The sequence below is a fragment of the Amycolatopsis melonis genome (genome assembly GCF_040064235.1).
Classification (GTDB): domain Bacteria; phylum Actinomycetota; class Actinomycetes; order Mycobacteriales; family Pseudonocardiaceae; genus Amycolatopsis; species Amycolatopsis melonis.
The window spans coordinates 174,234-199,828 of the sequence record NZ_JBDZYD010000007.1 but is presented as its reverse complement, the minus strand read 5'-3'; the positions used below and the strand labels follow the sequence as shown (position 1 = coordinate 199,828).

Below are 25,595 nucleotides of genomic sequence, written 5' to 3'. Positions count from 1 at the left end.
GCTTTTCGCATGCGGCCGGCCGGTCAGCCGGCGCAGTCCTGGGTGATGCTGGCGAGCGTCGTCTGGACGACTCCGCTCTCCCCGAGCCGGAAGCTGTAGGTGGCGCTTTCGCTCGCCGGGGCGACGACGCCGTTGGGGTCTTGCTTGGCCGTCGGGTAGGCGGCGAGCACCTGCTCCTTGGTCGACCCGACGCCGACCCCTTCGGCGGTGTGCGCGGGCCCGTCCGGGCTGACGGTGACGACGCCGACGGACTTCGAGATGACGACGGTCGCGGGGGCGGGTACGCCGGCGCCCTGCGCCTGGTAGATGGTGCAGGCCGGGGTGGCCGTGGTCTCGGTGAGCGTGACGACCTGGGCGGCGTCGGCCTGCGACATGCCGAGCTTGAGCTTGCCGAAGCCGTCGGCCGCGAGCAGGGGCCCGGTGGTCACGTCCGGCAGCCGGGACGGCTGGGCGGCGGACGGCGGCCGCGACGGCTTCGACGCCGGCGCCCCGGGCGGCACGGAACCGGCCATGCTCTGGGTGCCGGTCGGGCCCGGCGTCGACGGCGAGGGCTGCGGGGTACGGCCGGGGGTGAGGTTCTCGGGTGGTGCGACGCCGAGGGTGCCGCCGTCGGCGGACATCACCGCGGTGCTGTCTTCGGTGTGGAGCCGGAGCATCGCCAGCCCACCCGCGACGACCACGGCGGCCGCGGCGACACCCGTCACGGCCTGCACGGCGTGGCGGCGACGGCGGCGCCGTCGCGCGCCCGCCACGATGACCGGGGCGGCGCCGGACGGCGGCGGCAGGTCGAGACGCTCGTCGGCGAACAGTTCACGCAGGCGCTGTTCCAGCTCCTCCTCGGAGATGTTCAACCCGCATCACTCCCTTCGCCTTCGGCCGGTTGCAGCTTCATCCGCAGCGAGGCGATCGCCTTGCTGGCCTGGCTCTTCACCGTGCCCTGCGTGACGCCGAGGGCACTGGCGATTTCCGCTTCGGAGAGGCCTTCGTAGTAACGCAGCACCATGACCGCACGTTGTCTCGGCGGCAGAGTTCGTAACGCGCGCCACAGCGGCTCGTGCTCGAACGGGTCCGCAGGCACGTGCGGGCTGGTGTCCGGCAGGTCGGCCACCAGGTTCTCGCGCCGCGTCCGCCGCCAGCGGCTGACGTGCGCGTTCGCCATCGACCGGCGGACGTAGGCCAGCGGGTCGCCGGTCTTCTCGTGCACGTACGTCCAGCGCGAACCGATCTTCTCCAGCACGGTCTGCACCAGGTCCGCCGCGTCGTGCGGGTTGCCGGTGAGCGCGTGGCCGTACCGCAGCAAGCCGGGCAAGGTCGCCTGCACGAAAGCACCGAAGTCGGCAAGCTCAGCCGGCAACGTCGCGGCCCTCCCTCGGCCTGCGCTGGTCACCCAGGTATCTCCCCCGGTGAAGACGGGTGCCGCAGCGGTCACCGTATCGCCTCCCATCGGGGTCGGGTAGCCGGAAGCCGAGTCGCTTTCCTCCCCAACACGCATCAGATCCCCCTCAGGTTGCCCGCATACCCGGCCGGATTTTTCGGAGATCGGGCCGGGTGACGAGTTGCCCACCTCAGCGGCGGGCGAGCGAGTCCGGCAGGCGGAAGCCGCCGCCGTCCACCTCGCGGAATGCGTGCACGCCGACGACCGCTGCCCGCGGGATCGGGCCGTACACGTGCGGAAACCGGATCCCGGCGGGATGCGGCGGCACGCCGTCCTCCCACCGGACCGGTGCCCCGGTCTTCGCCGGGTCGATCTCGAGCAGCACCAGATCGGTGCGCCCCCGGTAGAACTCGTCGGCAGGCAGGTGTGCCGTGCCGAAGTCGGAGCAGTGGACGAACCCGGTTTCCGCCAGTGACGGCGGCCGGTATTCGCCGCCTTCCCCCACCTCGGCCCAGTCGGCCGCCCCGCAGATGTGAAGTATCACGCCGAGAATCGTCCCACCGGCGCGATCCGCCGTCGGTGTCTCTTGCGCCACATAATGCCTGGTTGAACGCTCACCGAGTCGGCCGGACCCGGTGACGGAGGCTCAGCGCAGGGTGAGCTGACGACCGATGAGGCCGTCCCGCGCCCGCCGCTCGGCGGCGTTCAGCGGCTCGTCGTCGAGCGACTTCAGTGCCGTCTCGAGACGGGCGCCGAGGGCGTCCTTCGCGTCCGCCCACTCGCGGGCGTGCGCCTCGGGGTCGAGGTCCCAGACCGGCACGAGCAGGCCGTGCGCCCGGAACGAACCCGCGTAGCGCGAGCCCTCCCCGAGCCCCAGCTCCCCGGCGGCTGACAGCCGCGCCAGCGCCTGGAGCAGCAGGTTCTCCGGCTCCGGCCGCACCCAGCGCAGGTGCGCCTTCTCGCCGGCGAGGACCCAGTAGGCCCCCGAGCCGAGCCGTTCGGTGGGCATGATGGCGGCGTTCGCGCGTTCGAGCGACACGGCGACGTCCCCGGTCGCGTCCGCGTCCTCGGGCAGCCACCAGGCGAAGTCGCTGTGCAGCGTGACGTCGAGTTCGGCGCCGGGCTCCAGCAGGTCCTGCAGGCGGGCGTGCTCGTCGGCGGACGGCGGGGTCGTGGTGTCCGGCACGCCGAGGACGTCGCCCTCCTTGGCGTCCAGCAGCCACTTCAGCGACCGGCCGAGGTCACGGCTGATGTCGGAGGACCGCGTCTGCACCTGAAGGCCGAGGTAGCGCTCCCCGTCCGAGCGGACGAACGCGGCGGCGGCCATCGGCAGCACGGTGCCGAGGGTGACGTCCCCGCCGTCGGCGAGGGTCAGCTTGGCGGTCGCGGAGGGCACGAACTCGCGCAGCGCGATCAGCTCGGGCTCCGCGGCCAGGCCTTCGAACGGCTGGCCGACGAAGACGTCGCGCACCTTCGGCTTGCGGTCCGACGCCTGCTTGGGACCCTTCTTGCGCGCGCCCTTGCCCACTGCTGCCTCCTCTGCCTCGGCTTGGAACGCTATCGAAGGGCTGGTCCCGGCACGTGTCCGGCCCCCGCGATCCGGGGTTCCCGAGCCCGCCGGAGCTAGAGTCGGCGGGTGTTCGACCCTGCCGATCCGGCCTTCATCGAGAACCCGTACCCGTTCTTCGCCGACCTCCGCGAGCGCGGCGAAGTCCACCGGCACGACGGGCTGGGCATCGCCGTCGCGGTGTCGCACGCGGCGTGTTCGGCGGTGCTCAGGCACCGCGGCCTCGGCCGCATCTGGACCGACGCCCAGCCTGCCGAGCGCTTCGCGGCCTTCAACCTGCTGCACCGCAACTCGCTGCTGGAGAACGAACCCCCGGCCCACACGCGCCTGCGCCGCCTGATCGCGGGCGCGTTCGGCCGCGGCCACGTCCAGCGGCTGCGCCCGATGGTGGCCACGCTCGCCGACCGGATGGTCGACGACCTGGCGGCCGCGATCGCCGCGGACGGCAGCGCCGACCTCCTGGAGCACCTGGCCCAGCCGCTGCCGGTCGCGGTGATCGCCGAGCTGCTGGGCGTCCCCGCCACCGACGGCCCGCGGATGGTCGAGCTGTCCAACGCGATCGTCAAGATGTACGAGTACGGCCTGCCCGAGGAGGGCCGCGACGCGGCCGAGCGCGCCTCCGCCGAGTTCGTGGCCTACGTCCGTTCGGTGGCGCAGGCCCGGGCTTCGGCCCCGGGCGACGACATCATCAGCGACCTCCTCCGCAGCGAGCTGACCCCGGACGAGCTGGTCGCCACGGCGGTGCTGCTGCTGATGGCCGGCCACGAAGCAACGGTCAACGTGCTCGGCAACGGCGTCACGGCACTGCTCACGCACCGCGACCAGTGGGAGCGCCTGCTGGCCTCACCATCCCTCCTGGATTCGTGTGTGGAGGAACTGATCCGGTTCGACGCGCCCCTGCAGCTGTTCGAGCGGACGGCAACCGAAGACGTGACGATCGCCGGATTCACCGTGCCGCAAGGACAGAAGATCGGCGCACTGCTCGGAGCCGCCGCCCGCGACCCGAAGGTGTTCGACGCCCCGGACCGCCTGGACATCGGCCGCACGCCGAACGCCCACCTGGGGTTCGGGCTGGGCATTCACTACTGCGTGGGTGCTCCTCTCGCGCGGGTGGAGATCGCGGCCGCGGTGAGTGCGCTGGCGGCGAAGCTGCCGGGGCTGCAGTTGGCGGAGCCGCCTCGGCGGCGGCCGGAGTTCGTGATCAGGGGGTTGCAGGAGCTTCGGGTCACGGTGTGACTCCTTTCGCGGAATCCGGTCATGGCTTTACTCCCTCGAACAGGTCGTCTTCCGGTTCGGGGCCTGGCTTCGGGTAGGCCAGGTGGTAGTCCTCGTAGGGCCAGACCTTCCGCTCGATCTCGCGTGAGTGCGCGAAGAACGGGTGGGCTGGGTCGACCTGGGTGGCGTGGGCCAGGAGGGCCTGGTCGCGGGTGGCGAAGTATTCCTCGCAGCGGATTCTCGTCGTGACCGGCAGTTCGTCCTCGGCGGGCAGTTCGGCCAGGACGTCGCCCATGGCGGAGTCGAGGCCTGCGGCCAAAGTTGCGTCGTGGATGGCCTGGAACCACGATCGGCTCAGGACCGCTTGGTAGTACAGCTTTTGCGGACGCCACGGCGTGCCGGAGTAGCGCGTGGGGTCGGCGGCCGCCGAGAAGGCCTCCACTGTCACCTCGTGGGTGCGGATGTGGTCCGGGTGGGGGTAGCCGCCCGTTTCGTCGTAGGTGATCACCACGTGGGGACGGAACTCGCGGATCAGGGCGACCAGCGGGGCTGCCGCTTCCTCCAGCGGCAGCGTGGCGAAGCTGCCTTCGGGCAGTGGCTCGCCCTCGGCCGGGAGGCCGGAGTCGGTGAAGCCGAGGAAGCGTTGGCGGATGCCCAGGATTTGGGCCGCCGCCGCCATTTCGCGGCGCCGGATCTGCGGGAGATTGGCCCGGATTTCCGGGGTGTCGAGGGCCGGGTTCAGGATGTCGCCGCGTTCGCCGCCCGTGCAGGTGGCCACGAGGACGTCGACGCCTTCGGCCGCGTAGCGGGCCAACGTCGCTGCGCCCTTGCTGGACTCGTCGTCGGGGTGGGCGTGGACGCTCAACAGGCGGAGGGTCAACGGGACTCCTTCAAGGATCGGGACGGGAAGAACGCTGCCGGGATCAGGGTCAGCGCGGAGAGGGCCAGAGCCCACGTGAACGTCGTACCGAAGGCTGCCGGGGGCGGTGACGTCGTCAGCGCGTGGTGGAGGACCGCCGCCAGCAGGGCCGTGCCCAGGGAACCGCCGATGCGGTTGACCACGTTGAACGCGCTCGCCGCCCGGGGGATGCGGGTGCGCTCCAGGCTGCCGTACAGCGTTGTCATGCCCGGAGCCGTGGCCGCGCCCAGGCCTGCGCCGCGGATCAGCAGGGACAGCGTCAGCCAAGCGCCGCCCGGGGCCGAACCCAGCTGGGTGAACGCAATCGTGCCCAGCAGGGACAGGGCGATTCCGGCCAGCATCATCCGGCGCGGGCCGAAGCGGGACAGCAGGCGGCCGCCCAGCAGCATCACCGCCGCCGAGCCCAAAGCCTGGGGTGCCAGGAGGAGCCCCGCGCGCAACGCGCTCGCCTGCTCGACCTGCTGGTAGTAGAGCGGGAGCACCAGCATCGAGCTGTACAGCGACGCCCCCAGCAGGAACGTGCTGCCGCTCGCCACCGCGAAACCCCGGTTCCGGAACAACGTCAGGTCCAGCACCGGCGACGGCGTCCGCGCCGCGTGGACGCCGTAGGCCGCCAGCAACACCGCCCCGGCGATCGCCGCCCAGGCCACGCCTTCCGACAGGCCGTACACCAGCGCCGCGAGCCCGGGCGAGAGCAGCGCGATGCCGACGACGTCGAGGGGCGCCCGGACGCCGTCCGGAGGCGGTGCCGGGAGGAGCCGGCAGGCCAGCACGAACGTCGCCACGCCCAGCGGGACGATGCCGAAGAACATCCAGCGCCAGCCCAGGTCCGCGACCAGTGCGCCGCCGAGCATCGGGCCCAGTACCGGGGCCACCGTGGCCGGCAGCGTGACCACGCCGATCATCCGGCCCAGTGCCGGGCCCGCCGCCTGCGCGAACACCGCCTGCCCGACCGGCTGCATCAGCCCGCCGCCCAGGCCGTGGAGCACCCGGAACGCGATCAACGCCGGTGCCGACCACGCGAAGCCGCACAGCAGCGTGCCCGCCGTGAAGAGCGCCACCGCCGTCAGCCACACCGCGCGGCCGCCGAACCGGTCGGCCAGCCAGCCCGACAGCGGAATCGCCGCCGACGCCGCCAGCAGGTACCCGCTCGCCACCCACTGCACCGTGGTCAGCGGGCTGCCCAGGTCACGGGCGATCGAGTCGATCCCGACGGTCACGATCGTCGCATCGAGGATCGACAGCACCGCGCCCATGATCAGGACGCCGCCGAGCCGCCACAGCGCGGCATCCGGACGGAGAGCCGTCGTCATGTCCACCCCCAGTCGTTAGGTCGAACCTCAGATTAGGTCCGACCCAGTGACTAGGTCAAGCACAAACTTGGGTCCGACCCAGTAGAGTGAACGGCATGAGCGAGGGACTCCGGGCCCAGAAGAAGCACGAGACCAGGAAGAACATCTCCGACGTCGCGACGCGGCTGTTCATCCGCGACGGCTTCGAGGACGTGACGATCGCCGAGATCGCCGCCGAGGCGCGCGTGGCCAAGATGACCGTGACGAACCACTTCCCACGCAAGGAAGACCTCGTCTTCGACATCCGCGCGGACTTCACGGCGTGGCCGTCGGAGCTGATCCACGACAGCGTCTTCCACGACACCCGCGAGCTGTACTTCGAGCTGCTCGACGCCCAGCACGCCCTGGTGGGGTTCTCGGGCCGGGGATTCGCCCGGATGATCAAGGAGAGCCCGGTCCTGACCAACGCCCTGCACGAACTGCACCGCGAGCGCGAGGCGAACCTGGCGAACCTGCTGACCGGACGCCACCCCGGCGACGGCCTCCGTCCGGTGCTCGCCGCCGCGCACCTCGCCACGTTGCTGCGGGTGCTGTTCCAGGACGTCTTCGACCGCACGCTGGACGGCCAGCCGCGGAAGGACATCGTGGACGCCGTGTGGCCGGCCGCGGAACAGGCCTTCGACCAGCTCGAACCGGTCTTCGGCGGGTACTAGCGCGCGGCGCCGGCGGGCCGCGAGTTGCGCAGTTCCGGTTCCGGGGCGCCCGTCACCTTCAGCACGCGCATTTCGCGCACGTCCAGGGCGTCGGACGGGACCAGCAGGGCCGAGAACCGCCGCACCACCAGCGCGGTCAGCACGGCGAGGGCGGCCGCGGCCAGGTCGGTCAGTGCGACCAGGACGACGCTGTCCGCCATCGACTGGACGTCGCCGCGGAAGCGCCACACGATCGACGCGGCCAGCAGGATCCAGTTCAGCAGCCAGGCTCCCCACCACACCATGACCTGGCGGGACGGCTTCGGCCGGACGTCGCGTGGGCGGCGCAGGACCGCGTGCTCCAGCTCGCCGGCGATCGACAGCGCCATCGGGAGGTTGGCCACCGGCACGAGGACGCCCACCAGCACCTGCCACAGCGGGCGCGGCGGGTCGTCGCCGGAGGCGTCCGCCGCGGCCTGGCGGGCGACCAGCAGCCACCAGAGCGACAGGCCGGCGGGCAGCAGCGCCAGGATCGAGGCGAGAAGCCCGGACGTCAGCACGAAGCCGTCGGAGAACGCCACCACCGAGCGGGACAGCGCGGAGTCGCGGCCCTGCACGAGCAGCACGTACCGCCAGATCTCCGCGACGGCGGCGACCACGGCGAGGACGGCGAACCCGTAGAGGATGCCGACCAGGCTGCGGCTCAGCACCGGCACGCGGTCGATCGGGCGGATCTCGTCGGACGCCGTGCCGGGCACGGACGTCGGGCGGCGCCACACCAGGTTCGGGAAGCCCCAGCGCGGCGGCACCGGGTACGACGGCGGGCCGAGGTAGCGCTCGGGCACCACGACGCGACGGCGGGGCCACGCGCCGGGCGGCGGGGTCGCCACCCAGCGCAGCTTCGGCCGGTGGACCGGACGGCGGTGGTACGGGTACGGCTCCGGCTGGGCGGCCAGCGTCCGGCCCTGCAGCTGCTGCGCGGTGGGCGGGGGCGTCTGGCGCGGCCAGTACCCAGGAGGGTGGGACGGAGGCTGACCCGGGTGCAAGGCTAGATCACTTCGGGTTCGATGCCGGGGTGCTCGCCGACCATCGGACGGCCTTCGCGCTGCCAGGCACCCATGCCGCCGGCGACGTTCACCGCGTCCCAGCCGCTCTGGTTGAGCCACGCGGCCGCGCGCGCGGACCGGCCGCCGCTGCGGCAGATCACGTGGATCGGCTGGTCGTCGGGCAGGTCGGCCAGCTCGCCGACGCGGGCGGGCAGCTCACCCATCGGGATGTGCACCGCGCCGGGCGCGTGGCCGGCGGCCCATTCGTCGTCTTCGCGGACGTCGAGCAGGACGAGGCCGTCCGTGGGCAGGTCGCGGACCTCGGCGGTCGGCAGTTCAGCAGGGCTCACCACGATCTCCATGCTGCCATGCGGGTGCGTTGCCCGCGCGTGAGGTGGACGTCAGTGAGCCACCGCCTTCTCGGCTCCCGCACCGGTCAGCGCCCGGACCTCCATCTCGGCGAACTTCGCCGCGTTCCGCTCCTTCGACAGGACCGTGCCGAGCCAGCCGAGCAGGAACGCCGCCGGGATCGAGACCAGGCCCGGGTTGTCCAGCGGGAACCAGTGGAAGTCGACCCCCTGGATCATCGACGCGCTCCGGCCCGTCTTCGGGTCCACCGGCTTGCCCGACACTGCGGGCGAGAAGACGATCAGCACGATCGTGACGAGCAGGCCGCCGTAGATCGACCACAGCGCGCCCTGGGTGTTGAACCGCTTCCAGAACAGCGAGTACAGGATCGTCGGCAGGTTCGCCGAGGCCGCGACGGCGAAGGCCAGCGCCACCAGGAACGCCACGTTCTGGCTCTTCGCGAGGATGCCGCCCGCGATGGCCAGCGCGCCGATCACCAGCGCGGTGATCCGGGCGACCCGCACCTCGCCGCCGGTGGAGAGCTGCCCCTTCTTGATGACGTTCGCGTAGACGTCGTGGGCGAAGGACGCCGACGCCGTGATCGTCAGGCCGGCGACCACCGCGAGGATCGTCGCGAACGCGACCGCGGAGATGAACCCGAGCAGCACCGGGCCACCGAGTTCGAGGGCCAGCAGCGGCGCCGCCGCGTTCGTCGTGCCGGGCGCCTTCGCGATCTTGTCGGGCCCGACGATGGCGCCCGCGCCGTAGCCGAGCACCAGGGTGAACAGGTAGAACACGCCGATCAGGACGATGGCCCAGACGACCGACCGCCGGGCGTCGCGCGCCGTCGGCACCGTGTAGAAGCGCATCAGCACGTGCGGCAGGCCCGCCGTGCCGAGGACCAGGGCGATGCCGAGGGACAGGAAGTCGAGCTTGGTCGTGCCGGTCTTGCCGTACTGCTTGCCGGGGTCGAGCAGCGCCGCGCCGGTCTTGCCGCCCTTGTCGACGGCGGCCTGGAACAGGCTGGACAGGTTGAAGCCGTACTTGGCGAGCACCCACAGCGTCATCGCGAACGCGCCGATGATGAGCAGCGCGGCCTTGATGATCTGCACCCACGTGGTGCCCTTCATCCCGCCGATCAGCACGTACAGGATCATGATCACGCCGACGACGGCGATCACGACGTCCTGGCCCGCTTCGCCGGAGATGCCCAGCAGCAGGTTCACCAGGCCGCCGGCGCCGGCCATCTGCGCGAGGAGATAGAAGAACGACACGGCCAGCGTGGAAATCGCCGCGGCCGCGCGGACCGGCGTCTGCTTCATGCGGAACGCCAGGACGTCGCCCATCGTGAACTTGCCGGTGTTGCGCAGCAGTTCCGCGACGAGCAGCAGCGCGACCAGCCAGGCGACCAGGAACCCGATCGAATAGAGGAATCCGTCGTAGCCGTTGACGGCGATCGCGCCCGCGATGCCGAGGAAGGAGGCCGCCGAAAGGTAGTCGCCGGAAATGGCGATGCCGTTCTGCGGGCCGGTGAACGCGCGGCCGGCGGCGTAGTAGTCCGACGCGGTCTTCGTGTTCCGGCTGGCGCGGAACACGATCACCAGCGTGATGACGACGAAGACGAGGAAGATGATGATGTTGAGGGTGGAGTTGCTGCCCTCCACGCCCGCCGCGACGGTCACCGGCCCGGCTCCCCTTCGATGCGCGCGCGGATCTCGTCGGCGACGGGGTCCAGCCTGCGGTTGGCGTAGCGCACGTAGACGCCGGTGATGACGAACGTCGAGACGAACTGCAGCAGGCCGAAGACCAGGCCGACGGTGATGTTGCCGAACAGCTTCGTGCTCATGAAGCCGTGCGCGTAGTCGGCGAGCAGGACGTACAGCAGGTACCAGAGCAGGAACAACGCGGTCATCGGGAAGACGAACACCCGCAGCCTCCGGCGCAGGTCCGTGAATTCGGGACTTCCATGGATCTTCTCCCAGTCGGTCGGCTCGACGCTGCTCACAGCGGATCGCCACCTTCCGTTCTCGTCCGATCGGGCGTCAGCTCTCAAGTAAAAACCCACTGAGAGATTTGCGCACCCTGTCATTTACCAGAACGAGCCTCACCCGATCCGGTAAAAAATTTCGGACAAATCACTTGCGGTGTCGACCGCGCCCGGCGATCCGGGTCTTCTCCTCGGCCTGGCCGAACCGCGCGACCGCCCGGTCCCGCATGAAACCGAGCGGATCGGGTGCGTGCAGCCGCAGCATGATGTCGTGGACGTGCTCCGGACGGCCGTACCCGGTGACGCGGCTGACCAGGTACGTCGTCACGAACGCCACCGGCACGGTGATCAGGGCGGGCTGGCTGACGTACCAGGGCGCCCAGCCGCCGGTGTAGCCGCTCACGATGTCGAGCACCAGCGCGGCCAGCACCAGCCCGCCGCCGACGAACATCCCGGCCAGCGCGCCCGGCCAGGACAGCTTCCGCCACCAGATGCCCAGCACCAGCAGCGGGCTGAACGTCGACGCGGCGAGCGCGAAGGTCAGCCCGACCGACAGCGAGATGTCGCCCGGCCGCAGCCCGACCGCCAGCCCGATCGGGAACAGCGCGACCAGCCCGGTCGCCACGCGGAAGTCCCGCACCCGGCCGCGCAGCACGTCGGTCGACACGACGCCTGCCACGCTCACCAGCAGCCCGGACGTGCTGGACATGAACGCGGCGAAGGCGCCCGCGGCGGTCACCGCGCCGAGGATCTGGCCGCCGATCCCGGGCAGGATCGCCGAGGGCAGCTGCAGGATCGCCGCGTCCGTGTTGCCGGTGACCAGCAGTTCCGGGACGTACATCCGGGACAGCGCGCCCAGCAGCGTCGGGAACAGGTAGAACAGCCCGAGCAGCAGCAGGACGTGCACGGTGGTGCGGCGCGCGGCCTTGCCGTCGGGGTTGGTGTAGAAGCGGACCAGCACGTGCGGCAGGCCCATGGTGCCCAGGAACGTCGCGAACATCAGCGAGTACGTCTGGAGCAGGTCGGTGAGGCTGCCGGACCCGGGGTGCAGCCAGTCCGCGTTGTCCGCGACGGAGTCGCTGACCACGGGCACCGGCGTGCCCGCCATGAACTTCAGCTTGGTGCCTTCGGAAACCGTGTGCGGCGCCAGCGGCGTCCAGTGCGTCGGCCCGGCCGCCGGGCCGTTGTCGGTGCGGCCGTAGGCGTAGAGGTAGGTGTCCGTGGTGACGTGCAGCGTGACGTCGGTCCGCACGTCGACCGTGGTGTCGCTGGTGAACACCGGCGGTGCGGGCGCGCCCAGCGGGCGGAAGCCGTCCGGGCCGCCACCGGCGAAGAAGACCATGCACAGCACGAACGCGGGCACCGCGATGGCGAACAGCTTCAGCCAGTACTGGAAGGCCTGGACGACGGTGATCGCGCGCATGCCGCCGGAAATCACGTTGAACGCCACGAGGACCATGACCACGACGGCGCCCGCCCACGCCGGCATCGGCAGGATCGTCGCCAGCGTCAGGCCGGCGCCCTGCAGCTGCGGGACCATGTAGAGAATCCCGATGAACACCACGAACGCCGTGGAGAACCGGCGCAGGCCGATCGAGCCGAGCCGCATCTCGACGAAGTCCGGCAGCGTGTACGCGCCGGAGCGGCGCAGCGGTGCCGCGACGAAGAGCATCAGTGCGAGATAGCCCGTGGTGAAACCGATCGGGAACCACAGCGCGTCGGCGCCGTCCTTGAGCACGATGCCGGCGATGCCGAGGAACGACGCCGCCGACAGGTACTCACCCGAGATCGCGGCGGCGTTGCGCCGGGACCGCACGGTGCGCCGCGCGAGCAGGAAGTCGTGTGTGCTCGTGGCCGACCGCGAGGACCGGTGACCGAGGTAGGGCACCACCACGGCGACCAGCACGATGCCGGTCAACGCCCACGGGTTCAGCTGCACGGGGGAATCCTCGCACGACTCGGTGCGAACCTAGTTTTCGATCATGTCCACGAACGCGCGTTCGTTGCGTTCGGCCAGCCGGTTGTACCAGATGCCGACACCGAACAGGAACGGGAACGGCAGCACGCCGAGGATCAGCCAGGGCACCGGGATGCCTGCCAAGCTCGACCGGGCGAAGCCGGGCAGGAGGTGGAACAGCACCGGCAGCGAGCCGAACACGACGACGACGAGCAGCGCGAGCAGCACCGCCGTCCGCAGCTGCACCTTCACCAGGTGGTCCCGGACGAGCAGCTTCCCCCAGCTGGTCTGCTCTTCCAGCTCGACGCGGGCGCGCAGGGTGCCGGCGCCGCGGCGCGGGTCGGCGAGGATCACTCGCTCCCGCTTCGGTTTCGCGTGGTGTTCCGGCTTCGGCGGCGGCTCGGGCGCCGGCGGCAGCGGCTCGACGACGGCCCGGTCGGCAGGCTGCGGCAGCGGCCGGTGCCGGGCCCGCCTGCCGAGTGTCGGATCGGGTTCGCGGACGCCGTTCGCGCGGCGCTCGTAGAAGTCGTCGGACATGACCGGGCCCTGGTCAGCCGTTCCGGCCCGAACCGACCAGCCGGTCCTTCAGCGCGCGGGTGTGCCGCCTGCTGACGGGCAGCACCTTCTCCTCGTTGCCGATCACGACCTGGTAGCCGCCCTGGCCCATGCGCAGCTCGGTGATCAGCGGCAGCGCGACCAGGAACGACCGGTGGATCCGGACGAACCCGGCCTTCTCCCAGCGTTCCTCCAGCTGGGCCAGCGGGATGCGGACCAGGTGGCTGCCCTCGGTGGTGAACAGCCGCGCGTAGTCGCCCTGCGCCTCGACCCAGCGGACCGAGGAACGCGGGATGAGCTTGGTGGTGCCGGCCAGCTCGACGGGGATGACCTCGTCGTTGGTCTTCACCGGCTCGCCTGCCACCGCACCGGGCGGCGGCGCCGCGGCGGCGGCCAGCTTGTCCATGACACGCGAGATCGCGCGGTCGAGCCGGTCCTGCTGGTACGGCTTGAGCACGTAGTCGAGGGCACCGAGATCGAAGGCGTTCACGGCCTCCTCGGCATGCCCGGTGACGAAGACCAGGCACGGCGACGGCCGCAGCGCGGCGAACACCCGGGACATCTCCATCCCGGACAGCCCGGGCATGTCGATGTCGGCGAAGACGGCGTCGACGATCGGCAGGCCGCGGTCCTTGCGCTCGCGCAGCCGCGGGTCGTCGGTGGACAGCAACCGCAGCGCCTCGGAGGCGTCGATCGCCGGGAACACCTTGGCCACGTGCGGGCTGTTGCGCAGGCAGTGGACGAGTTCGTCAAGACCTCGCGGCTCGTCGTCCACAGCCAGGACCACGAGCTTCCGGGTGTCATCGTGAGCACTCACAGTGAAACGCATCCTGCCCATTGCCGACTGCAATGTCCAGCCCCCGTCTTCCGGAAGTGGTCAGTTGCTCGTTCAGTGCACGAGCGTGAGGCAGGTCAGGTTCACTCCGTGCCTTTCGGGTGACCGGTGCTCGCCAGGACCACCCAGACGATCCGCCTGTCCGGATCCGGGCAGTACCAGATCCGGCCGCCCGCAGTGACCTCGTACTGCCACTGATCGAGAGCCCGGCCACCGATCTCACGAGTGGCGAACGCACCTTTGAGTCTGTGCTGACGCGCCGGATTCTCCGGGGCCACCGGCCGTTCGGTCAGCACGATCCACGCTTCCCAGGTGTTGGACCTGGCTGCCTGGCAAAGGGCCTCCCAGCCCTTCGCCGCTTCGGAAGTCGCGAAGCGTGCTTCCCAGCCGCCTGGACGCGCGGGTGGCGCAACACGGTCGCCGCGTTTCGCGGGCATCGTCAGCTGTCCGTGGGGCCCGGAACGGGACCGAAGTCCTCGTCGATCGGACCGGAGAGCTTGCCAGCGAGTGCCGGGTCGGCGTGAATGGCTGCTGTGCTGCGCCACTCCGTGATCGTCTGCGCAAGGACCGACCACTGCCCCAGTTCCGCGGAAGCCTGGAAAGCGCGCGCGAAGTCCCGGACGAACTGCACCCGTTCGGCCTCCGGCAGGACGTCCACCCACGGGAACTCGTCGATGAGCGCGGCGGCCGCCACGTCGTGCGGCAGGTGCGACAGCACGTTGCGCAGCGCCCGGGCCGCCACCACGGAACCTTCCGAAGCCGAGTGCGCCCGGTCCTCCCTCGTCAGCAGCAGAGCGGCGCCGTCGCGGCGGCGGACCCGCACGTCACCCTCGTCGGCGAGCGCAGCAACGCTCTTGGGGTCGCGCTGCAGCTCGCTCCACTGCACCTCGGTGGTAGCCATACCTCAATTCTGAACTTTTTCAGAAGTCTTGGCAAGTCAGAGGCCGAAGCGGGACCAGGCCGCCTTCTGGGTCACCGCGTCCAGGACCGCCGATGCCGCGGCCGGGGCGCCGAGGCCGAGGCGGGCCAGCAGGGGCTTCTTCGGCTCGGCCACCGAGATCTCCGCGTCCGGGTAGCGCTCGGTGATGATCTGGCGGAGGCTGCCGAGGCCGTCGACCAGGCCCAGCTCGACCGCCTTCGCGCCCAGCCAGACGTCGCCGGTGAACAGGTCGTCGGAGTCCGCGAGGCGGTTGCCGCGGCGTTCCTTCACCCAGTTCACGAACAGCTCGTGGAGCTGGGTGTGCATCTTCTTCAGCCACTCGACGTCCTCGGGCTTCTCCGGCGAGAACGGGTCGAGCCGCGACTTGTTCGCGCCCGCCGTGTGCAGGCGGCGTTCGATGCCGAACCGCTCCAGCAGGCCCGTGAAGCCGAAGCCGCCGCTGATCACGCCGATCGAGCCGACCATCGAGGTCCGGTGGGCGTAGATCTCGTCCGCCGCGCAGGCCAGCCAGTAGCCGCCGGAGGCCGCGACGTCCTCGCAGAACGCCAGTACCGGCACCTTCTTCTCGTCGGCCAGCTGGCGGATCCGCTCGGCGACCAGCCCGGACTGCGTCGGCGCGCCGCCGGGCGAGTTCACCAGCAGGGCGACCGCCTTGAGCCGCTCGTGACCGAACGCCCTGGTCAGCGCCGATTCCACGGCGCCGAGGTTGATCGCGCCCCGGGCCAGCGGCGACGGCGAGGGGGTGATCACGCCGTGCAGCCGCACCACGGCCACGACGTCCTTGCGCTCGACCCGGTCGGCGAGAACCGGGATCCGCGAAGCCAGCTTGTCCGTAACGCTCATAACCCCAGGCTAGCCGGATTCAGCCAAGGGGGAGGATGCCCGAGCGCGTGCCGTTGACGCCGTTCACCTCGGCGCCGTTCAGCTGCGCCGGACCCGCCTGTGCCGGGACGTCGGCTTCGGCTGTGTGGTTCTCGGAGCTGTAGTCCGGCATGTTCGGCCGGACGCCCGGGACGAACTTCGGCACCCGCAGCGTCACCTTCATCCCGGCGCCGGGCGCGGTCTCGACCATCACCGCGTAGTCGCTGCCGAACACCTGCTGCATGCGCTGGTTGATGTTGCCGAGCCCGACGTGCGCGCCGGTGCGGTGGGCGCTCTTCAGCTCGTTGAGCCGCCGCGGGTCCATGCCGATGCCGTCGTCCTCGACGCTGATCAGCGCCTCGGTGCCGTAGTCCTGCGCGATCACCGTGACGCAGCCGCCGCTGGGCTTGCTGGCCAGCCCGTGCTTCACCGCGTTCTCCACCAGCGGCTGGATGATCAGGAACGGCACGACCACGCTGAGCACCTCGGGCGCGATCTTCATCCGCACCTCGAGCCGCCCGCCGAAGCGGGCGTTCTCGATCGTCAGGTAGCGGTCGATGTTGCGCAGCTCCTCGGCGAGCGTGGTGAACATGCCCGACGTCCGGAACGAGTAGCGCGTGAAGTCGGCGAAGTCCTGAAGCAGCTCTCGCGCCTCTTCGGGGTCCGTGCGGATGAGCGCGGAGATCGTGTTGAGCGCGTTGTAGACGAAGTGCGGCGAGATCTGCGCGCGCAGCGCCTTGATCTCCGCCTGCTGGAGCTGGTGCTTCGACTCGTCGAGCCGCGCCAGCTCGAACTGCGTGCAGACGAACTGGGCGACGGCGTCGGCCATCTGCACCAGCCTGCCGCGGGTCCGGCCGACGACGATCAGCGCGGCCTCGGTCTCGCCCTCCACCAGCAGCGGCACGATGACCGCGGTCTTCATCCGGCAGGTGCCGCGGTGGTTGCACGGCATCCGGTCGTGCGCCACGACCTCGCGGCGGTGCTTGCGGATGGCCGCGCCGATGGCGTCGACGAGGTCGACGTAGTGCTCGTTCGCCTCGCCGTCCCAGGACAGCAGCGTGCCCTCGCTGTCGGTGATGCCGACGGCGACGCAGTCGAGCATCTGCAGCAGCTGGGTGGTGATCTTGTCGGCGGCGTCCTCGTCGAGGCCCGAGCGGAGGTTCGGCGCCGCCTTCGACATCCGGTGCACCGCCTGGAGCATGGCGTCCTCGACCACGCTGGCCGGCCTGCGCTGTTTCACGAGCAGCACGATCACCGCGATGCCGAGCAGCACCGCGATCCCCCACGGAACGATCTGCGCAAGCGGGAACCCGGACACGGCGTCCATGCTCTGCGCTCGACCAACCGGGTGCAAGGCCTGATCCCACTTTCTGTCCAACTGTGATGACCGAGGGTGGAAGGGACCCTACCGAGAGTCGGAACCGGGCCGTCACGGTCACTGTCCGCAACACGCGGGCGGCGGCTTCTGTTCCACCCCTTCTGGCGAAAGAGGCAGGCCGGACGTGGTTTCGGCGGTCCGGACCCCGGCCTCGGTGACGCCCGGCGCAGCACGTGCCGCCGAACGGGCGAATCCGGCTACTTGAGCAGCCGCGACATCCGCCGGTCGGCCAGCGGCTTGCCGCCGGTCTGGCATGTCGGGCAGTACTGGAACGACTTGTCGGCGAAGGAGATCTCGCGGATCGTGTCGCCGCAGACCGGGCACGGCAGCCCGGTGCGCGCGTGCACGCGCAGGCCCGACCGCTTCTCGCCCTTCAGCCGCGCCGCCTTCTGGCCGACCGAACGCTCGACGGCGTCGGTCTCGATCTCGTGGATCGCCTCGGCCAGCACCTCCAGCGCGCCTTCGTCGAGCTTGCCGATGGTCGCGTACGGGGAGAGCTTCGCGCGGTGCATGATCTCGTCGGAGTAGGCGTTGCCGATCCCGGCGATGAGCGACTGGTCGGTGAGCGCCCACTTCAGCCGGGTGTTCTTGCCCGCGAACAGCTCCCGCAGCCGCGCGGCGTCCACGGCCAGCGCGTCCGGGCCCAGCCGGGCCACGCTCGCGATCTCCTGCGGGTCCTTGACGATCCACACCGCGAGGCCCTTCTTCGTGCCCGCTTCGGTCAGGTCGAAGCCGGGCCCGGTGGCCGATTCGAGGTGCACGCGCAGCGAGATCGGGCCCTTGCCGGGCTTGAGCGGCGCCGCGGCGAGGCCGTCGGACCAGCGCAGCCAGCCCGCGCGGGCCAGGTGGACGACCAGGTGCAGATCGCCGGCCACGACGTCGAGGTGCTTGCCGTGCCGGGTCGCGCCGGTGATCTCGCGGCCGTGCAGGTCCGTCCACGGCGGCGTCGCCGTTTTCAGCACGCTCAGCGACGCGACATCGATGCGGAAGATCGTCCGGCCGACGGCGTTCTCGCGCAGGTGGTGGGCCAGTGCTTCGACCTCGGGCAGCTCGGGCATGGCCTCAGTGTCCTACTCGACGGTCCTACTCGACGGGGTGCAACGGCCCGTCGAAGTCCGGCAGCGAGTGCCGCTGGATGGTCTTGGAGATCTTCTTGACCTCGCCCTGCACGGTGAACATGCCGCGGATCGTGCCGACCCAGCGCTCGGACGGCCGGTCGCCGGTCACGTCGCCCTCGGTCTCCGCGACCACCGTCCACGGGCGGCGCAGGATCCAGCGCAGCGGGAAGAACAACACCACCAGCAGCAGCGCCAGCAGCACCCACGCGGGGACGTTGACCTGGTCGGGCGTCCACACGACGAGGATGACGGCGAGCAGCGCGGTCACCACGATCATCGCGATCCCGGGTCCGTAGCTGCCCGCGACGTCGTGCTCGAAGTCGTCGGCCGTCGCCGGTGCCCGCCATTCCATCTGGGCACGGACCACCCAGTCGCGGCCGTCTTCGCCGCGTACCAGCCGGTTCATTCAGTAGCCTCCCGGGCCGCCCGCAGGGTGAGCGCTTCCACGGTACCGTGCCGGGCCTCGCCCGCGCGAGGGATGAACCGGACATCCCGCCCGCCGGAGTTGATCACTGCTGTTCGGAGCCGGTCGGCGTGCTGTCCGTCGGTTCGCCCGAACCAGTGACGCCGGACGCGCTGCCCGGGCACGGCTTCCCCGAGGTCGGGGTCACCGTCGTCGACGGCTCGGTCGTGGTCTCCGTCGGCTCGTCCGTGGGCTGGGGCTTGGCTTTCGCTTCGGTCGGGTCCGTCGGCTCGCCGGGCTTGCCGGTCGGCGACAGCTCGGGCGCCTCGCCGCTGTCCGGGGTGGTCCCGTCGCTCGACTCGGTGGTCATCGTCATGTCCGGGCTCGTCGTCGTGTCGAGCCGCGGGGACGTCTCCGGGTGGCTGGTCGTGCTGTAGGTCTTGGACGTGAGGTCGTCCCGCGGGGTGGTGCCGGTCTCCAGGCCGCCCTTCTCGCCGGCCGGGACGCCGGCGGGCGGCGGCACCTGCGGAATCTCGTTCACGGCGACCGGGTGGACCTCGGCCCGCGGCCGGACGACCGGGACCGGGGCGCCGGTGCCGCGGCCGTTGAGCACGCCGACGCCGATCCGCTGTTCCTGGTGGGGCTGCGGGGGCGGCTGGTGCACCTCGGGCGGCGGCACCACGATCAGCTCGGGTGCCCCGCCGGTCAGCCCGACGTCCTGCGCCGGCGTCGAGCCGAACAGCACCGGCCCGGCCGCGACGCCGACCGCGCCGACGGCGGCGGTCGACGCCAGCGCGAGCCCGATCTTGACCTTCGACCCGACCAGGACGCCCTTGATCGTCGCGCCGAGCCCGGCCAGCACCCCGCTGCCGCCCATCGACGCGGCGGCAGGCACCAGCAGCACCAGCACCCCGGCGTGCGCGCGCAGCGACGAGCAGACGTCACGCAGCTCGTCCTGGGTCGCCCGGCACGACGGGCAGCCGTGCAGGTGCGCCTTGATCCGCTCGGCCTCGGCGCCGGTGACGCTGCCCGCGGTGAACCCGCCGAGCTTTTCCACGACGGCGCGGCAGGAGTCCGGCCCGCGGTTCACCGAAAGGTGGGCCTGCAGGTACGCCGCACGCAGGCCCTGGCGGGCGCGGCGGGCCAGCGCCGCGGTGGCGTTCGCGCTCAGCCCGAAGTGGGGCGCGACCATGGCGGGCTGCTCGCCCTCGACCTCGGTCTGCCACAGCACGGTCCGCCAGCGTTCGGGCAGGCTGGTGAACGCGGTGGTGATCAGCGTGTGCTCGGCGGTGCGCGCGTGGGTGTCGGCACCCGCGCCGGCGCGGAAGGTCAGTTCGTCGTCGGAGACGGGGACGTCCCGGCGGGCACCGTGCCACTCCCAGGACACCCGGCGGGCGACGGTCAGCAGGTAGGCACGGACGTAGTCACGGGGGCCGGCACCCCGGCGGAGGGCCTGCAGCACGCGGAAGAAGGTCTCCGCGGTGATGTCCTCGGCCTCGGAGCGGTCGGCCGCCAGGCTCTGCGCGAGCCGTCGGACGGCGGCGGCGTGCAGCTCGAACAGCTCCCCGAACGCGGCGTCCTCGCCGTCACGGAGCCGTTGCAGCAGTGCCTGCTCGTCGGATTCCGAGGCCGCTGGTGGCGGCACCGTGCCCAGCTCGGTCATCCGGCCCGGCACCTCCTCCCCGAAGGTCTCCCCATTCGGTCGAATGGAGACACCATACGGAGGGAAACAGCCGTCGTCACCCCTTGTACGCCAGCTGTGACACCGAAGCACCGGGTCAGGGCACTGGGGTACCCCCCGTTCGGCGCGAATCAGCGTGGGTATAAAGTGTTCCCCATCAGCAAGGCAGTGCGGATGTAGCGCAGCTGGTAGCGCATCACCTTGCCAAGGTGAGGGTCGCGGGTTCGAATCCCGTCATCCGCTCAAGATCGAGAGCCGTTCCCTGGTCCAGCCGGGGAGCGGCTCTTTTTCGTGATCGCAGTCACAGACGGCGCTGTGACCTTCTGGCGGGGTTTGCGGCGGTTCGGCAGTCGTTTTCATCTCGTGTTCCGGGACCGTTCGCCGGAAGCCACCTCTTCGGGTGATCCTCGGCGGTGAGGGTGCTGGACATGACCGAACTGACTCGCCGTCGTGTTCTCGGCGGGGCCGCCGGGCTCGCCGCGGCCGCCACCCTCATGCCGCCGAACGTCCGGAAGGCCCTCGCGCAGGGCGCCCCGAAGCACGGGTCGCTCGAGGACATCGAGCACGTCGTGCTGCTCATGCAGGAGAACCGGTCCTTCGACCACTACTTCGGGACGCTGTCGGGCGTCCGCGGCTTCGGCGACCCGCACGCCGCCAAGCTGCCCGACGGGCGGTCCGTCTTCTACCAGCCGGATCCGCAGAACCCGGCGGGCTACGCGCTGCCGTTCCACCTCGACACGCACGCCACCAACGCGCAGAAGATCCCGTCGACGTCGCACGCGTGGCAGGTCCAGCACGACGCCTGGAACGGCGGCCGGATGGACAACTGGCTGCCGGCGCACCGCAAGGCCGACGGCAAGAACGGTCCGTACGTCATGGGCTACCACACGCGGGCCGACCTGCCGTTCCAGTTCGCGCTCGCCGAGGCGTTCACCATCTGCGACGCCTACCACTGCTCGGTGCTCGGCCCGACCTGGCCGAACCGGATGATGTGGATGACCGGCACGATCGACCCCGACGGCGAGCACGGCGGCCCGATCCTCGACAACAAGGCTCCCGCGGGCGGCTACACCTGGACGACGTACGCGGAGCGGCTGCAGGCGGCGGGCGTCAGCTGGAAGGTGTACGAGCAGGACGACACCTACGGCTGCAACATGCTGGAGCAGTTCGCGAACTTCCGGAACGCCCCGGCCGGCTCGCCGCTGGTCGTCAACGGCCTCACCCACCGGCCCGAAGGCCAGTTCGAGTACGACGCGCGCAACGACAAGCTCCCGACGGTGTCCTGGATCATCTGCACGTCGACGGCGTCGGAGCACCCGAACTACACGCCCGCCGAGGGCGCCGCGTTTGTCGCGTCGAAGATCGACGCGATCGCCGCCAACCCGGACGTCTGGGCCAAGACGGTGTTCATCCTCAACTACGACGAGAACGACGGCCTGTTCGACCACGTCGTGCCGCCGACGCCGCCGCCCGGGACACCCGGCGAGTTCGTCACGAAGACGTCCCCTGGCGGCACCCCCGGCAACGGCCTCCCGGTCGGCGCGGGCTACCGCGTCCCGGCGATCATCGTCTCCCCCTGGACCGCGGGCGGCTGGGTGTGCAGCGAGAACTTCGACCACACGTCGACGCTGCAGTTCCTCGAGAAGGTGACGGGCGTGCCGGAGCCGAACATCTCGGACTGGCGCCGCCGCACGTTCGGCGACCTGACCTCGGCGTTCCGCTTCCACGACCGCAGGGCGCAGCCACCGGTCCTGCCGGACACGTCCGGCCCGCTGACGCTCTCGCGCTACGAGCAGGCCCACCTGCCCGCGCCGACGTTCCCGGGCGCGGACCAGAAACCGCCGCGGCAGGAGCCGGGCGGGCGGCCGCGGGTGCCGTGAGTACGAGAGCGGCTACAGCTCGTAGACGTCGATGACCGTCGGGGCGACCGGGGTCAGGTGCGGGTCCTCGTGTTCCGTCACCTGGCCCCTGGCCATGCGGTACACGCGGAAGTCGTTGTCGTGTTCGGTGTCCTGGTCGTCCCAGACGTACAGCAGGCCGTACGAGCCGGGGGCCAGCTCGCCGACGCGGGTGAACAGCTCCAGCAGTTCCGGGCCGAGGCGGCCGCCGTGCTTGTCGAAGCCGCCGAAGTGGAGCATCGGCATGCCCGCGCTCCAGCGGAGGTCCACCAGGTCGAAGTCACCGGCGTCGCGGATCGCGCGGTGCACGCGGTCGACGAGGCGCTCCAGCAGCGCCGCGTCGTCGTCGCCGCTCGCGGTCGCCTGGATGGTCACCCAGCCGTGATATTCGAACACCCGCAAGACGGTAGCAAGAGATCAACGCCGCCTTCAGCGGGCCAGCGCGGACGGTTTGCCGTCGCGGCGCAGGACGTTCGTCAGCACGCCCTCGCCGAGCCGCTCGAACGCGGGCACCAGCTTCTCGCCGAACACGCACAGCGTCCGCTCCCACGGGTGGCCGAGCGTGCCGAACGAGAAGTCCTCGGCGAGGAACAGGTGGTAGTCCGCGCGCGGGAACACCGGCACCGGCCAGCGGGCGCCCTCGGTCATCAGGTGCGGGCGGACCAGGTAGGACTGGTGCTGCCAGTGCAGCGCCCACATCCGGTCGTCCGGCCCGCAGACCTCGCGGAACGCGGCGAGCGCGATGGCCGCGACCTGGTGCTCCTCGACGGCGTACGGGCCGAGCCGGAACTCGGCCGAGCCGCGGTCGAGGTTCCCCGGCGAGAGATCCCAGGTCCGCGACGGCGCCGGCTCCCGGAACCCGGGCCAGGCGTGGGCGTAGGTGCTCGGCCAGAACGCCAGCTTGTCGTACACCCAGTACCAGGCGGGCTCGTCCACGACGCGGGAGACGGCTTCCCAGGCAGCATTCACTGTTTCGACCTCGAGTCTGGCCAGGGACGGAAGAACACGCGAAAGCTTCGTGTTCGCTCTCCGGTTTGTCCAGTCGTCGCCCGCTCAGCGCGAACTGTGTCACTCGTCCGGGTGCGTTCGGTCAGGTGATCACCGCCGGCAGGCGGGCTCAAAAGACCAGGTAGCCCATGAGGAACTCCTTGGTCTTGCCCTCGCAGCCCGCCGACAGGGAGTCGAAGTGGCTCCCGCCCGCGTTGCAGCGGTAGATCGCGCGGGCCGACGCCCACGTCGGCGGGTTCGCGTAGGCGTAGCCCAGCAGGCCGATGACCTGCTGGCCCTCGCACTTGCCGCTCTGGTCGGTCGAGGTGAACCAGTCGTTCTGGCCGGTCACCTTGCACGCGTAGAACTTGCGCGTGCCGGGCTCGGCCGTGGCGACGAGCGAGCCGAACACGCCTTCCTTGGTGAAGCCCGGCGGCGGGCCGATCTTCTGGGTCGCGCTGAAGTGACCGCCGTCGGGGTGGTGGTAGCGGGTCAGCGGCACCATCACCGGCTTCGGCTTCTCGGGCTCGCCGCTCGACGGCGTGCTGGGCGGCGGCGTCACCGTGCTGGCGCCCGGCAGCACCGGCAGGCTCGCCGACGGCGGGACCGAAGACGCCGTGGTGGCCGTGGCCGACGTCGGGCTCGCGGTGGTGCCCGGCGCGGCGGACGTCGAAGGCGCGGGCGCCGACGCGGCGTTGGTGGCGTCCGCGGCGGCGACCGGGGTCGTGGTTCCGGGCTTGAGGAGGAAGATCGCGCCCAGCGCCACGACGACCGCGGCCGCCACCCCGGCGAGCACCAGCGGCAGGCGCTTCTTCCGCGGCCGGTCCCAGTCCACTGTGGTCGGTGACGGCGCCGCGACCTTCGCGGTCACCGGCTCGAAGACGACCGTGGGCAGCTCGGCCGGGTCGACCGCCTGCGTCGGCGCGTCGGTGATCGCCGTGCGGGCCGTTTCCAGCAGCCGCCGGACACCCGGCGCGCCGAGACGGTCCGAAGTGGACTGGGTGAGCAGCCCGCGCACGGCCTCGGCGAGCGGGCCGCGGCAGTGCTCGAACACCGGCCGGTCGTACATGATCGCGTGCAGGGTCGCGGCCGTGGTGGTGCGCTGGAACGGCGCCCGGCCCTCGGCGGCGTGGAACAGCGTCGCGCCGAGCGCCCACAGGTCCGACGCCGGCGACGGGCCGGCCCCGGCGAACAGCTCGGGCGCCATGTAGCCGGGCGAGCCCATGACCCCGCCGGTCTGCGTCAGGCGCGGGTCGTCCATCGCCCGCGCGATGCCGAAGTCGGCGAGCTTCACGCGGTCGCCGGGCAGCACCATGATGTTGCTGGGCTTGACGTCCCGGTGCACGATCCCGGCCGCGTGCGCGCTCTCCAGCGCGCCGAGCACCTGCAGGCCGAGCGCGGCGACGCGGTCGTTCGCCAGCGGCCCTTCACGGCCGACGACGTCGGCGAGGGTCGGCGCGACGACGAGTTCCATGACGATGAACGTGGCGCCGTGCTCGTGGACGACGTCGTACACCGTGACGACGCCGGGATCGTTGAGCCGGCCGGCGGTCCGGGCCTCGCGCATGACGCGTTCGAGGTTCGTGCCGGGCGGCGTGGCCAGTTCCTTGAGCGCGACCGGGCGGCCCAGCACCCGGTCTTCGGCGCGCCAGACGACGCCCATCCCGCCCCGGCCGAGCTCGGCCGAGATCGCGTACCGCCCCGCGACCAGTCTCATCGTCGCCCCCCTGAACGCTCGGGGCGATGCTAAGGGAGGCGCCGGGCGATCCCGGCGCCTCCCCTGCTCAGGCGGCGTCCCAGAGGGTCAGGAACGCCGACGCCTCACTGCGTGCCCATGGCCGCAGCCGTTCGCGATCGCGGTCGGACAGCTGGTACTCCTTCGCGCGGCGGACGTCGATGACCAGCGCGTGCCCGCCGGGCAGCACGTCCGGCATCGCCTGCTCCAGCACCCACAGCGCGAGCTGCGCCGAGTCCTTCGCCAGCGGCTCCTCCTTGAAGTAGAGCCAGGTCGCGTAGCGGCGGCCGTCGCTCTTGCGCAGCCCGATCTGCGGGCTGACGCCGATCTCCAGCTCCCCGATCCGGCACCGGCCCCGCCCGACCTCGACCAGCCGCGGCTGCCGACGGCCGAGGTACCGCAGCCAGCCCTCGGCAATCGCCGCGTAGTGCGGTTTCGTCCGCTCGTCGGCGGCGTTGACGAGGGCGCGCAGGGCGACCTCGTCCTGGTTCGCCGCCCGGCCGGACCGCACGGCGTTGGCCGCCCGCCGGTAGTAGTTGAACGCCGCCCGCGCCGGATCCTCGTACTGACGGCGCTGCCGCCGCACGAACGACGACCGCGACGGCCCGGAACTGGCGCTGTAGCCCACGAACGTGGACAGGGTGATGTAGGCCATGGCCCTGCCTTCCTCCATCACGCCCCCCGCGGGTGCGGGCGGCATCTCCCCTGGACAACGCCAATTTTAGAACATATGTACGACAGTTTTCGGCCGCTCGACGGGTGACGGCGGGTGGAAAACCGCTGCCCGCCCGGTCCCGTCTATGGTG

The 25,595-nt window shown here is 71.2% G+C and carries 27 protein-coding genes and 1 tRNA gene; 4 read left to right on the top strand and 24 right to left on the bottom strand.

The window, feature by feature from the left end; genetic code table 11:
- Positions 1–23: 23 nt before the first annotated feature.
- The 4 genes from ABJI51_RS20255 to ABJI51_RS20240 all read right to left on the bottom strand — a co-directional run bounded on the left by ABJI51_RS20255 (position 24) and on the right by ABJI51_RS20240 (position 2,903).
- The gene (locus ABJI51_RS20255; protein ID WP_348952645.1) at positions 24–851 is read right to left on the bottom strand and encodes a hypothetical protein; all 828 of its coding nucleotides are present in this window, start codon (positions 849–851) and stop codon (positions 24–26) included.
- A complete protein-coding gene (locus ABJI51_RS20250) occupies positions 848–1,354 on the bottom strand; it encodes a SigE family RNA polymerase sigma factor (RefSeq protein WP_348952644.1) in 507 nt (168 codons plus the stop codon). The genes ABJI51_RS20255 and ABJI51_RS20250 overlap by 4 nt, the downstream gene beginning before the upstream one ends.
- A 211-nt stretch (positions 1,355–1,565) precedes the next feature.
- Positions 1,566–1,919, bottom strand: coding sequence for a DUF952 domain-containing protein (locus ABJI51_RS20245; RefSeq protein WP_348952642.1), 354 nt, complete (start codon positions 1,917–1,919; stop codon positions 1,566–1,568).
- A 102-nt stretch (positions 1,920–2,021) separates the two neighbouring features.
- On the bottom strand, positions 2,022–2,903 hold the full coding sequence (locus tag ABJI51_RS20240) for a DUF5926 family protein (protein WP_348952640.1): 882 nt from the start codon (positions 2,901–2,903) through the stop codon (positions 2,022–2,024).
- A gap of 108 nt (positions 2,904–3,011) precedes the next feature.
- On the opposite strand from ABJI51_RS20240, the gene ABJI51_RS20235 reads away from it, so the two are divergent.
- Positions 3,012–4,178 (top strand): cytochrome P450, encoded by a 1,167-nt coding sequence (locus ABJI51_RS20235; protein WP_348952638.1) that lies wholly within the window; start codon positions 3,012–3,014, stop codon positions 4,176–4,178.
- 19 nt (positions 4,179–4,197) lie between these two features.
- Here ABJI51_RS20235 and mca read toward each other — a convergent pair whose 3' ends face one another.
- Together mca and ABJI51_RS20225 are read right to left on the bottom strand one after the other, a co-directional pair.
- Positions 4,198–5,037 (bottom strand): mycothiol conjugate amidase Mca, encoded by an 840-nt coding sequence (gene mca, locus ABJI51_RS20230; protein WP_348952637.1) that lies wholly within the window; start codon positions 5,035–5,037, stop codon positions 4,198–4,200.
- Positions 5,034–6,389 (bottom strand): DHA2 family efflux MFS transporter permease subunit, encoded by a 1,356-nt coding sequence (locus ABJI51_RS20225; RefSeq protein WP_348952636.1) that lies wholly within the window; start codon positions 6,387–6,389, stop codon positions 5,034–5,036. The genes mca and ABJI51_RS20225 overlap by 4 nt, the downstream gene beginning before the upstream one ends.
- 95 nt (positions 6,390–6,484) lie before the next feature.
- On the opposite strand from ABJI51_RS20225, the gene ABJI51_RS20220 reads away from it, so the two are divergent.
- A complete protein-coding gene (locus ABJI51_RS20220) occupies positions 6,485–7,081 on the top strand; it encodes a TetR/AcrR family transcriptional regulator (protein WP_348952635.1) in 597 nt (198 codons plus the stop codon).
- Here ABJI51_RS20220 and ABJI51_RS20215 read toward each other — a convergent pair.
- From ABJI51_RS20215 to ABJI51_RS20150, 14 genes are all read right to left on the bottom strand, one after another.
- On the bottom strand, positions 7,078–8,106 hold the full coding sequence (locus ABJI51_RS20215) for a DUF4328 domain-containing protein (protein WP_348952634.1): 1,029 nt from the start codon (positions 8,104–8,106) through the stop codon (positions 7,078–7,080). The two genes, ABJI51_RS20220 and ABJI51_RS20215, sit on opposite strands and share 4 nt — an antisense overlap.
- Before the next feature lie 2 nt (positions 8,107–8,108).
- Positions 8,109–8,468 (bottom strand): rhodanese-like domain-containing protein, encoded by a 360-nt coding sequence (locus tag ABJI51_RS20210; RefSeq protein WP_348952633.1) that lies wholly within the window; start codon positions 8,466–8,468, stop codon positions 8,109–8,111.
- Between the two features lie 39 nt (positions 8,469–8,507).
- Positions 8,508–10,136 (bottom strand): solute symporter family protein, encoded by a 1,629-nt coding sequence (locus ABJI51_RS20205; RefSeq protein ID WP_348952632.1) that lies wholly within the window; start codon positions 10,134–10,136, stop codon positions 8,508–8,510.
- The gene (locus tag ABJI51_RS20200; RefSeq protein ID WP_348952630.1) at positions 10,133–10,459 is read right to left on the bottom strand and encodes a DUF485 domain-containing protein; all 327 of its coding nucleotides are present in this window, start codon (positions 10,457–10,459) and stop codon (positions 10,133–10,135) included. Before ABJI51_RS20200 ends, ABJI51_RS20205 begins: the two co-directional genes overlap by 4 nt.
- A 130-nt stretch (positions 10,460–10,589) precedes the next feature.
- Complete coding sequence (locus ABJI51_RS20195; protein ID WP_348952629.1) at positions 10,590–12,380, bottom strand: sodium/solute symporter; 1,791 nt, start codon at positions 12,378–12,380, stop codon at positions 10,590–10,592.
- A gap of 30 nt (positions 12,381–12,410) precedes the next feature.
- Complete coding sequence (locus ABJI51_RS20190) at positions 12,411–12,935, bottom strand: hypothetical protein (RefSeq protein ID WP_348952627.1); 525 nt, start codon at positions 12,933–12,935, stop codon at positions 12,411–12,413.
- A gap of 13 nt (positions 12,936–12,948) precedes the next feature.
- Positions 12,949–13,782 carry a LytR/AlgR family response regulator transcription factor gene (locus ABJI51_RS20185; RefSeq protein WP_348952625.1) on the bottom strand — a complete coding sequence of 278 codons (834 nt, stop codon included), beginning with the start codon at positions 13,780–13,782 and terminating at the stop codon, positions 12,949–12,951.
- Between the two features lie 89 nt (positions 13,783–13,871).
- Complete coding sequence (locus tag ABJI51_RS20180) at positions 13,872–14,225, bottom strand: hypothetical protein (RefSeq protein ID WP_348952624.1); 354 nt, start codon at positions 14,223–14,225, stop codon at positions 13,872–13,874.
- 2 nt (positions 14,226–14,227) lie between these two features.
- Complete coding sequence (locus ABJI51_RS20175) at positions 14,228–14,689, bottom strand: hypothetical protein (RefSeq protein WP_348952622.1); 462 nt, start codon at positions 14,687–14,689, stop codon at positions 14,228–14,230.
- Positions 14,690–14,725: 36 nt separating this feature from the next.
- Positions 14,726–15,571: a S49 family peptidase gene (locus ABJI51_RS20170; protein WP_348952621.1), complete on the bottom strand. Its 846-nt coding sequence runs from the start codon at positions 15,569–15,571 to the stop codon at positions 14,726–14,728.
- A 19-nt stretch (positions 15,572–15,590) separates the two neighbouring features.
- Positions 15,591–16,916: a histidine kinase gene (locus ABJI51_RS20165; protein WP_348952620.1), complete on the bottom strand. Its 1,326-nt coding sequence runs from the start codon at positions 16,914–16,916 to the stop codon at positions 15,591–15,593.
- A 248-nt stretch (positions 16,917–17,164) separates the two neighbouring features.
- Positions 17,165–18,025: an Fpg/Nei family DNA glycosylase gene (locus ABJI51_RS20160; RefSeq protein ID WP_348952618.1), complete on the bottom strand. Its 861-nt coding sequence runs from the start codon at positions 18,023–18,025 to the stop codon at positions 17,165–17,167.
- Positions 18,026–18,050: 25 nt separating this feature from the next.
- On the bottom strand, positions 18,051–18,491 hold the full coding sequence (locus tag ABJI51_RS20155) for a hypothetical protein (protein WP_003076880.1): 441 nt from the start codon (positions 18,489–18,491) through the stop codon (positions 18,051–18,053).
- A 103-nt stretch (positions 18,492–18,594) separates the two neighbouring features.
- The gene (locus tag ABJI51_RS20150; protein WP_348952616.1) at positions 18,595–20,151 is read right to left on the bottom strand and encodes a sigma-70 family RNA polymerase sigma factor; all 1,557 of its coding nucleotides are present in this window, start codon (positions 20,149–20,151) and stop codon (positions 18,595–18,597) included.
- A 188-nt stretch (positions 20,152–20,339) separates the two neighbouring features.
- Between ABJI51_RS20150 and ABJI51_RS20145 the strand changes: the two genes are divergently transcribed.
- Together ABJI51_RS20145 and ABJI51_RS20140 are read left to right on the top strand one after the other, a co-directional pair.
- Positions 20,340–20,412: transfer RNA gene (locus ABJI51_RS20145), tRNA-Gly, on the top strand.
- Positions 20,413–20,597: 185 nt separating this feature from the next.
- A complete protein-coding gene (locus ABJI51_RS20140) occupies positions 20,598–22,049 on the top strand; it encodes an alkaline phosphatase family protein (RefSeq protein WP_348952614.1) in 1,452 nt (483 codons plus the stop codon).
- A 12-nt stretch (positions 22,050–22,061) separates the two neighbouring features.
- Here the strand turns inward: ABJI51_RS20140 and ABJI51_RS20135 are convergent, their stop codons facing one another.
- From ABJI51_RS20135 to ABJI51_RS20120, 4 genes are all read right to left on the bottom strand, one after another.
- Positions 22,062–22,463: an immunity 7 family protein gene (locus tag ABJI51_RS20135; RefSeq protein ID WP_348952612.1), complete on the bottom strand. Its 402-nt coding sequence runs from the start codon at positions 22,461–22,463 to the stop codon at positions 22,062–22,064.
- A gap of 33 nt (positions 22,464–22,496) precedes the next feature.
- Entirely contained in the window at positions 22,497–23,036 is a 540-nt protein-coding gene (locus ABJI51_RS20130; RefSeq protein WP_348952610.1) for a DUF2716 domain-containing protein, read from the bottom strand.
- A gap of 148 nt (positions 23,037–23,184) precedes the next feature.
- The gene (locus ABJI51_RS20125; protein WP_348952608.1) at positions 23,185–24,771 is read right to left on the bottom strand and encodes a serine/threonine-protein kinase; all 1,587 of its coding nucleotides are present in this window, start codon (positions 24,769–24,771) and stop codon (positions 23,185–23,187) included.
- Between the two features lie 67 nt (positions 24,772–24,838).
- On the bottom strand, positions 24,839–25,444 hold the full coding sequence (locus ABJI51_RS20120; RefSeq protein ID WP_348952606.1) for a hypothetical protein: 606 nt from the start codon (positions 25,442–25,444) through the stop codon (positions 24,839–24,841).
- Positions 25,445–25,595 lie beyond the last annotated feature (151 nt).

Excerpts from the sequence above, each read along its gene's own strand:
- ABJI51_RS20225 (WP_348952636.1), bottom strand. The coding sequence starts at position 6,389 with ATGACGACGGCTCTCCGTCCGGATGCCGCGCTGTGGCGGCTCGGCGGC.
- ABJI51_RS20220 (WP_348952635.1), top strand. The coding sequence starts at position 6,485 with ATGAGCGAGGGACTCCGGGCCCAGAAGAAGCACGAGACCAGGAAGAAC.
- ABJI51_RS20210 (WP_348952633.1), bottom strand. The coding sequence starts at position 8,468 with ATGGAGATCGTGGTGAGCCCTGCTGAACTGCCGACCGCCGAGGTCCGC.
- ABJI51_RS20190 (WP_348952627.1), bottom strand. The coding sequence starts at position 12,935 with ATGTCCGACGACTTCTACGAGCGCCGCGCGAACGGCGTCCGCGAACCC.
- ABJI51_RS20185 (WP_348952625.1), bottom strand. The coding sequence starts at position 13,782 with ATGCGTTTCACTGTGAGTGCTCACGATGACACCCGGAAGCTCGTGGTC.
- ABJI51_RS20180 (WP_348952624.1), bottom strand. The coding sequence starts at position 14,225 with ATGCCCGCGAAACGCGGCGACCGTGTTGCGCCACCCGCGCGTCCAGGC.
- ABJI51_RS20175 (WP_348952622.1), bottom strand. The coding sequence starts at position 14,689 with ATGGCTACCACCGAGGTGCAGTGGAGCGAGCTGCAGCGCGACCCCAAG.
- ABJI51_RS20170 (WP_348952621.1), bottom strand. The coding sequence starts at position 15,571 with ATGAGCGTTACGGACAAGCTGGCTTCGCGGATCCCGGTTCTCGCCGAC.
- ABJI51_RS20165 (WP_348952620.1), bottom strand. The coding sequence starts at position 16,916 with ATGGACGCCGTGTCCGGGTTCCCGCTTGCGCAGATCGTTCCGTGGGGG.
- ABJI51_RS20160 (WP_348952618.1), bottom strand. The coding sequence starts at position 18,025 with ATGCCCGAGCTGCCCGAGGTCGAAGCACTGGCCCACCACCTGCGCGAG.
- ABJI51_RS20155 (WP_003076880.1), bottom strand. The coding sequence starts at position 18,491 with ATGAACCGGCTGGTACGCGGCGAAGACGGCCGCGACTGGGTGGTCCGT.
- ABJI51_RS20150 (WP_348952616.1), bottom strand. The coding sequence starts at position 20,151 with ATGACCGAGCTGGGCACGGTGCCGCCACCAGCGGCCTCGGAATCCGAC.
- ABJI51_RS20140 (WP_348952614.1), top strand. The coding sequence starts at position 20,598 with ATGACCGAACTGACTCGCCGTCGTGTTCTCGGCGGGGCCGCCGGGCTC.
- ABJI51_RS20125 (WP_348952608.1), bottom strand. The coding sequence starts at position 24,771 with ATGAGACTGGTCGCGGGGCGGTACGCGATCTCGGCCGAGCTCGGCCGG.
- ABJI51_RS20120 (WP_348952606.1), bottom strand. The coding sequence starts at position 25,444 with ATGGCCTACATCACCCTGTCCACGTTCGTGGGCTACAGCGCCAGTTCC.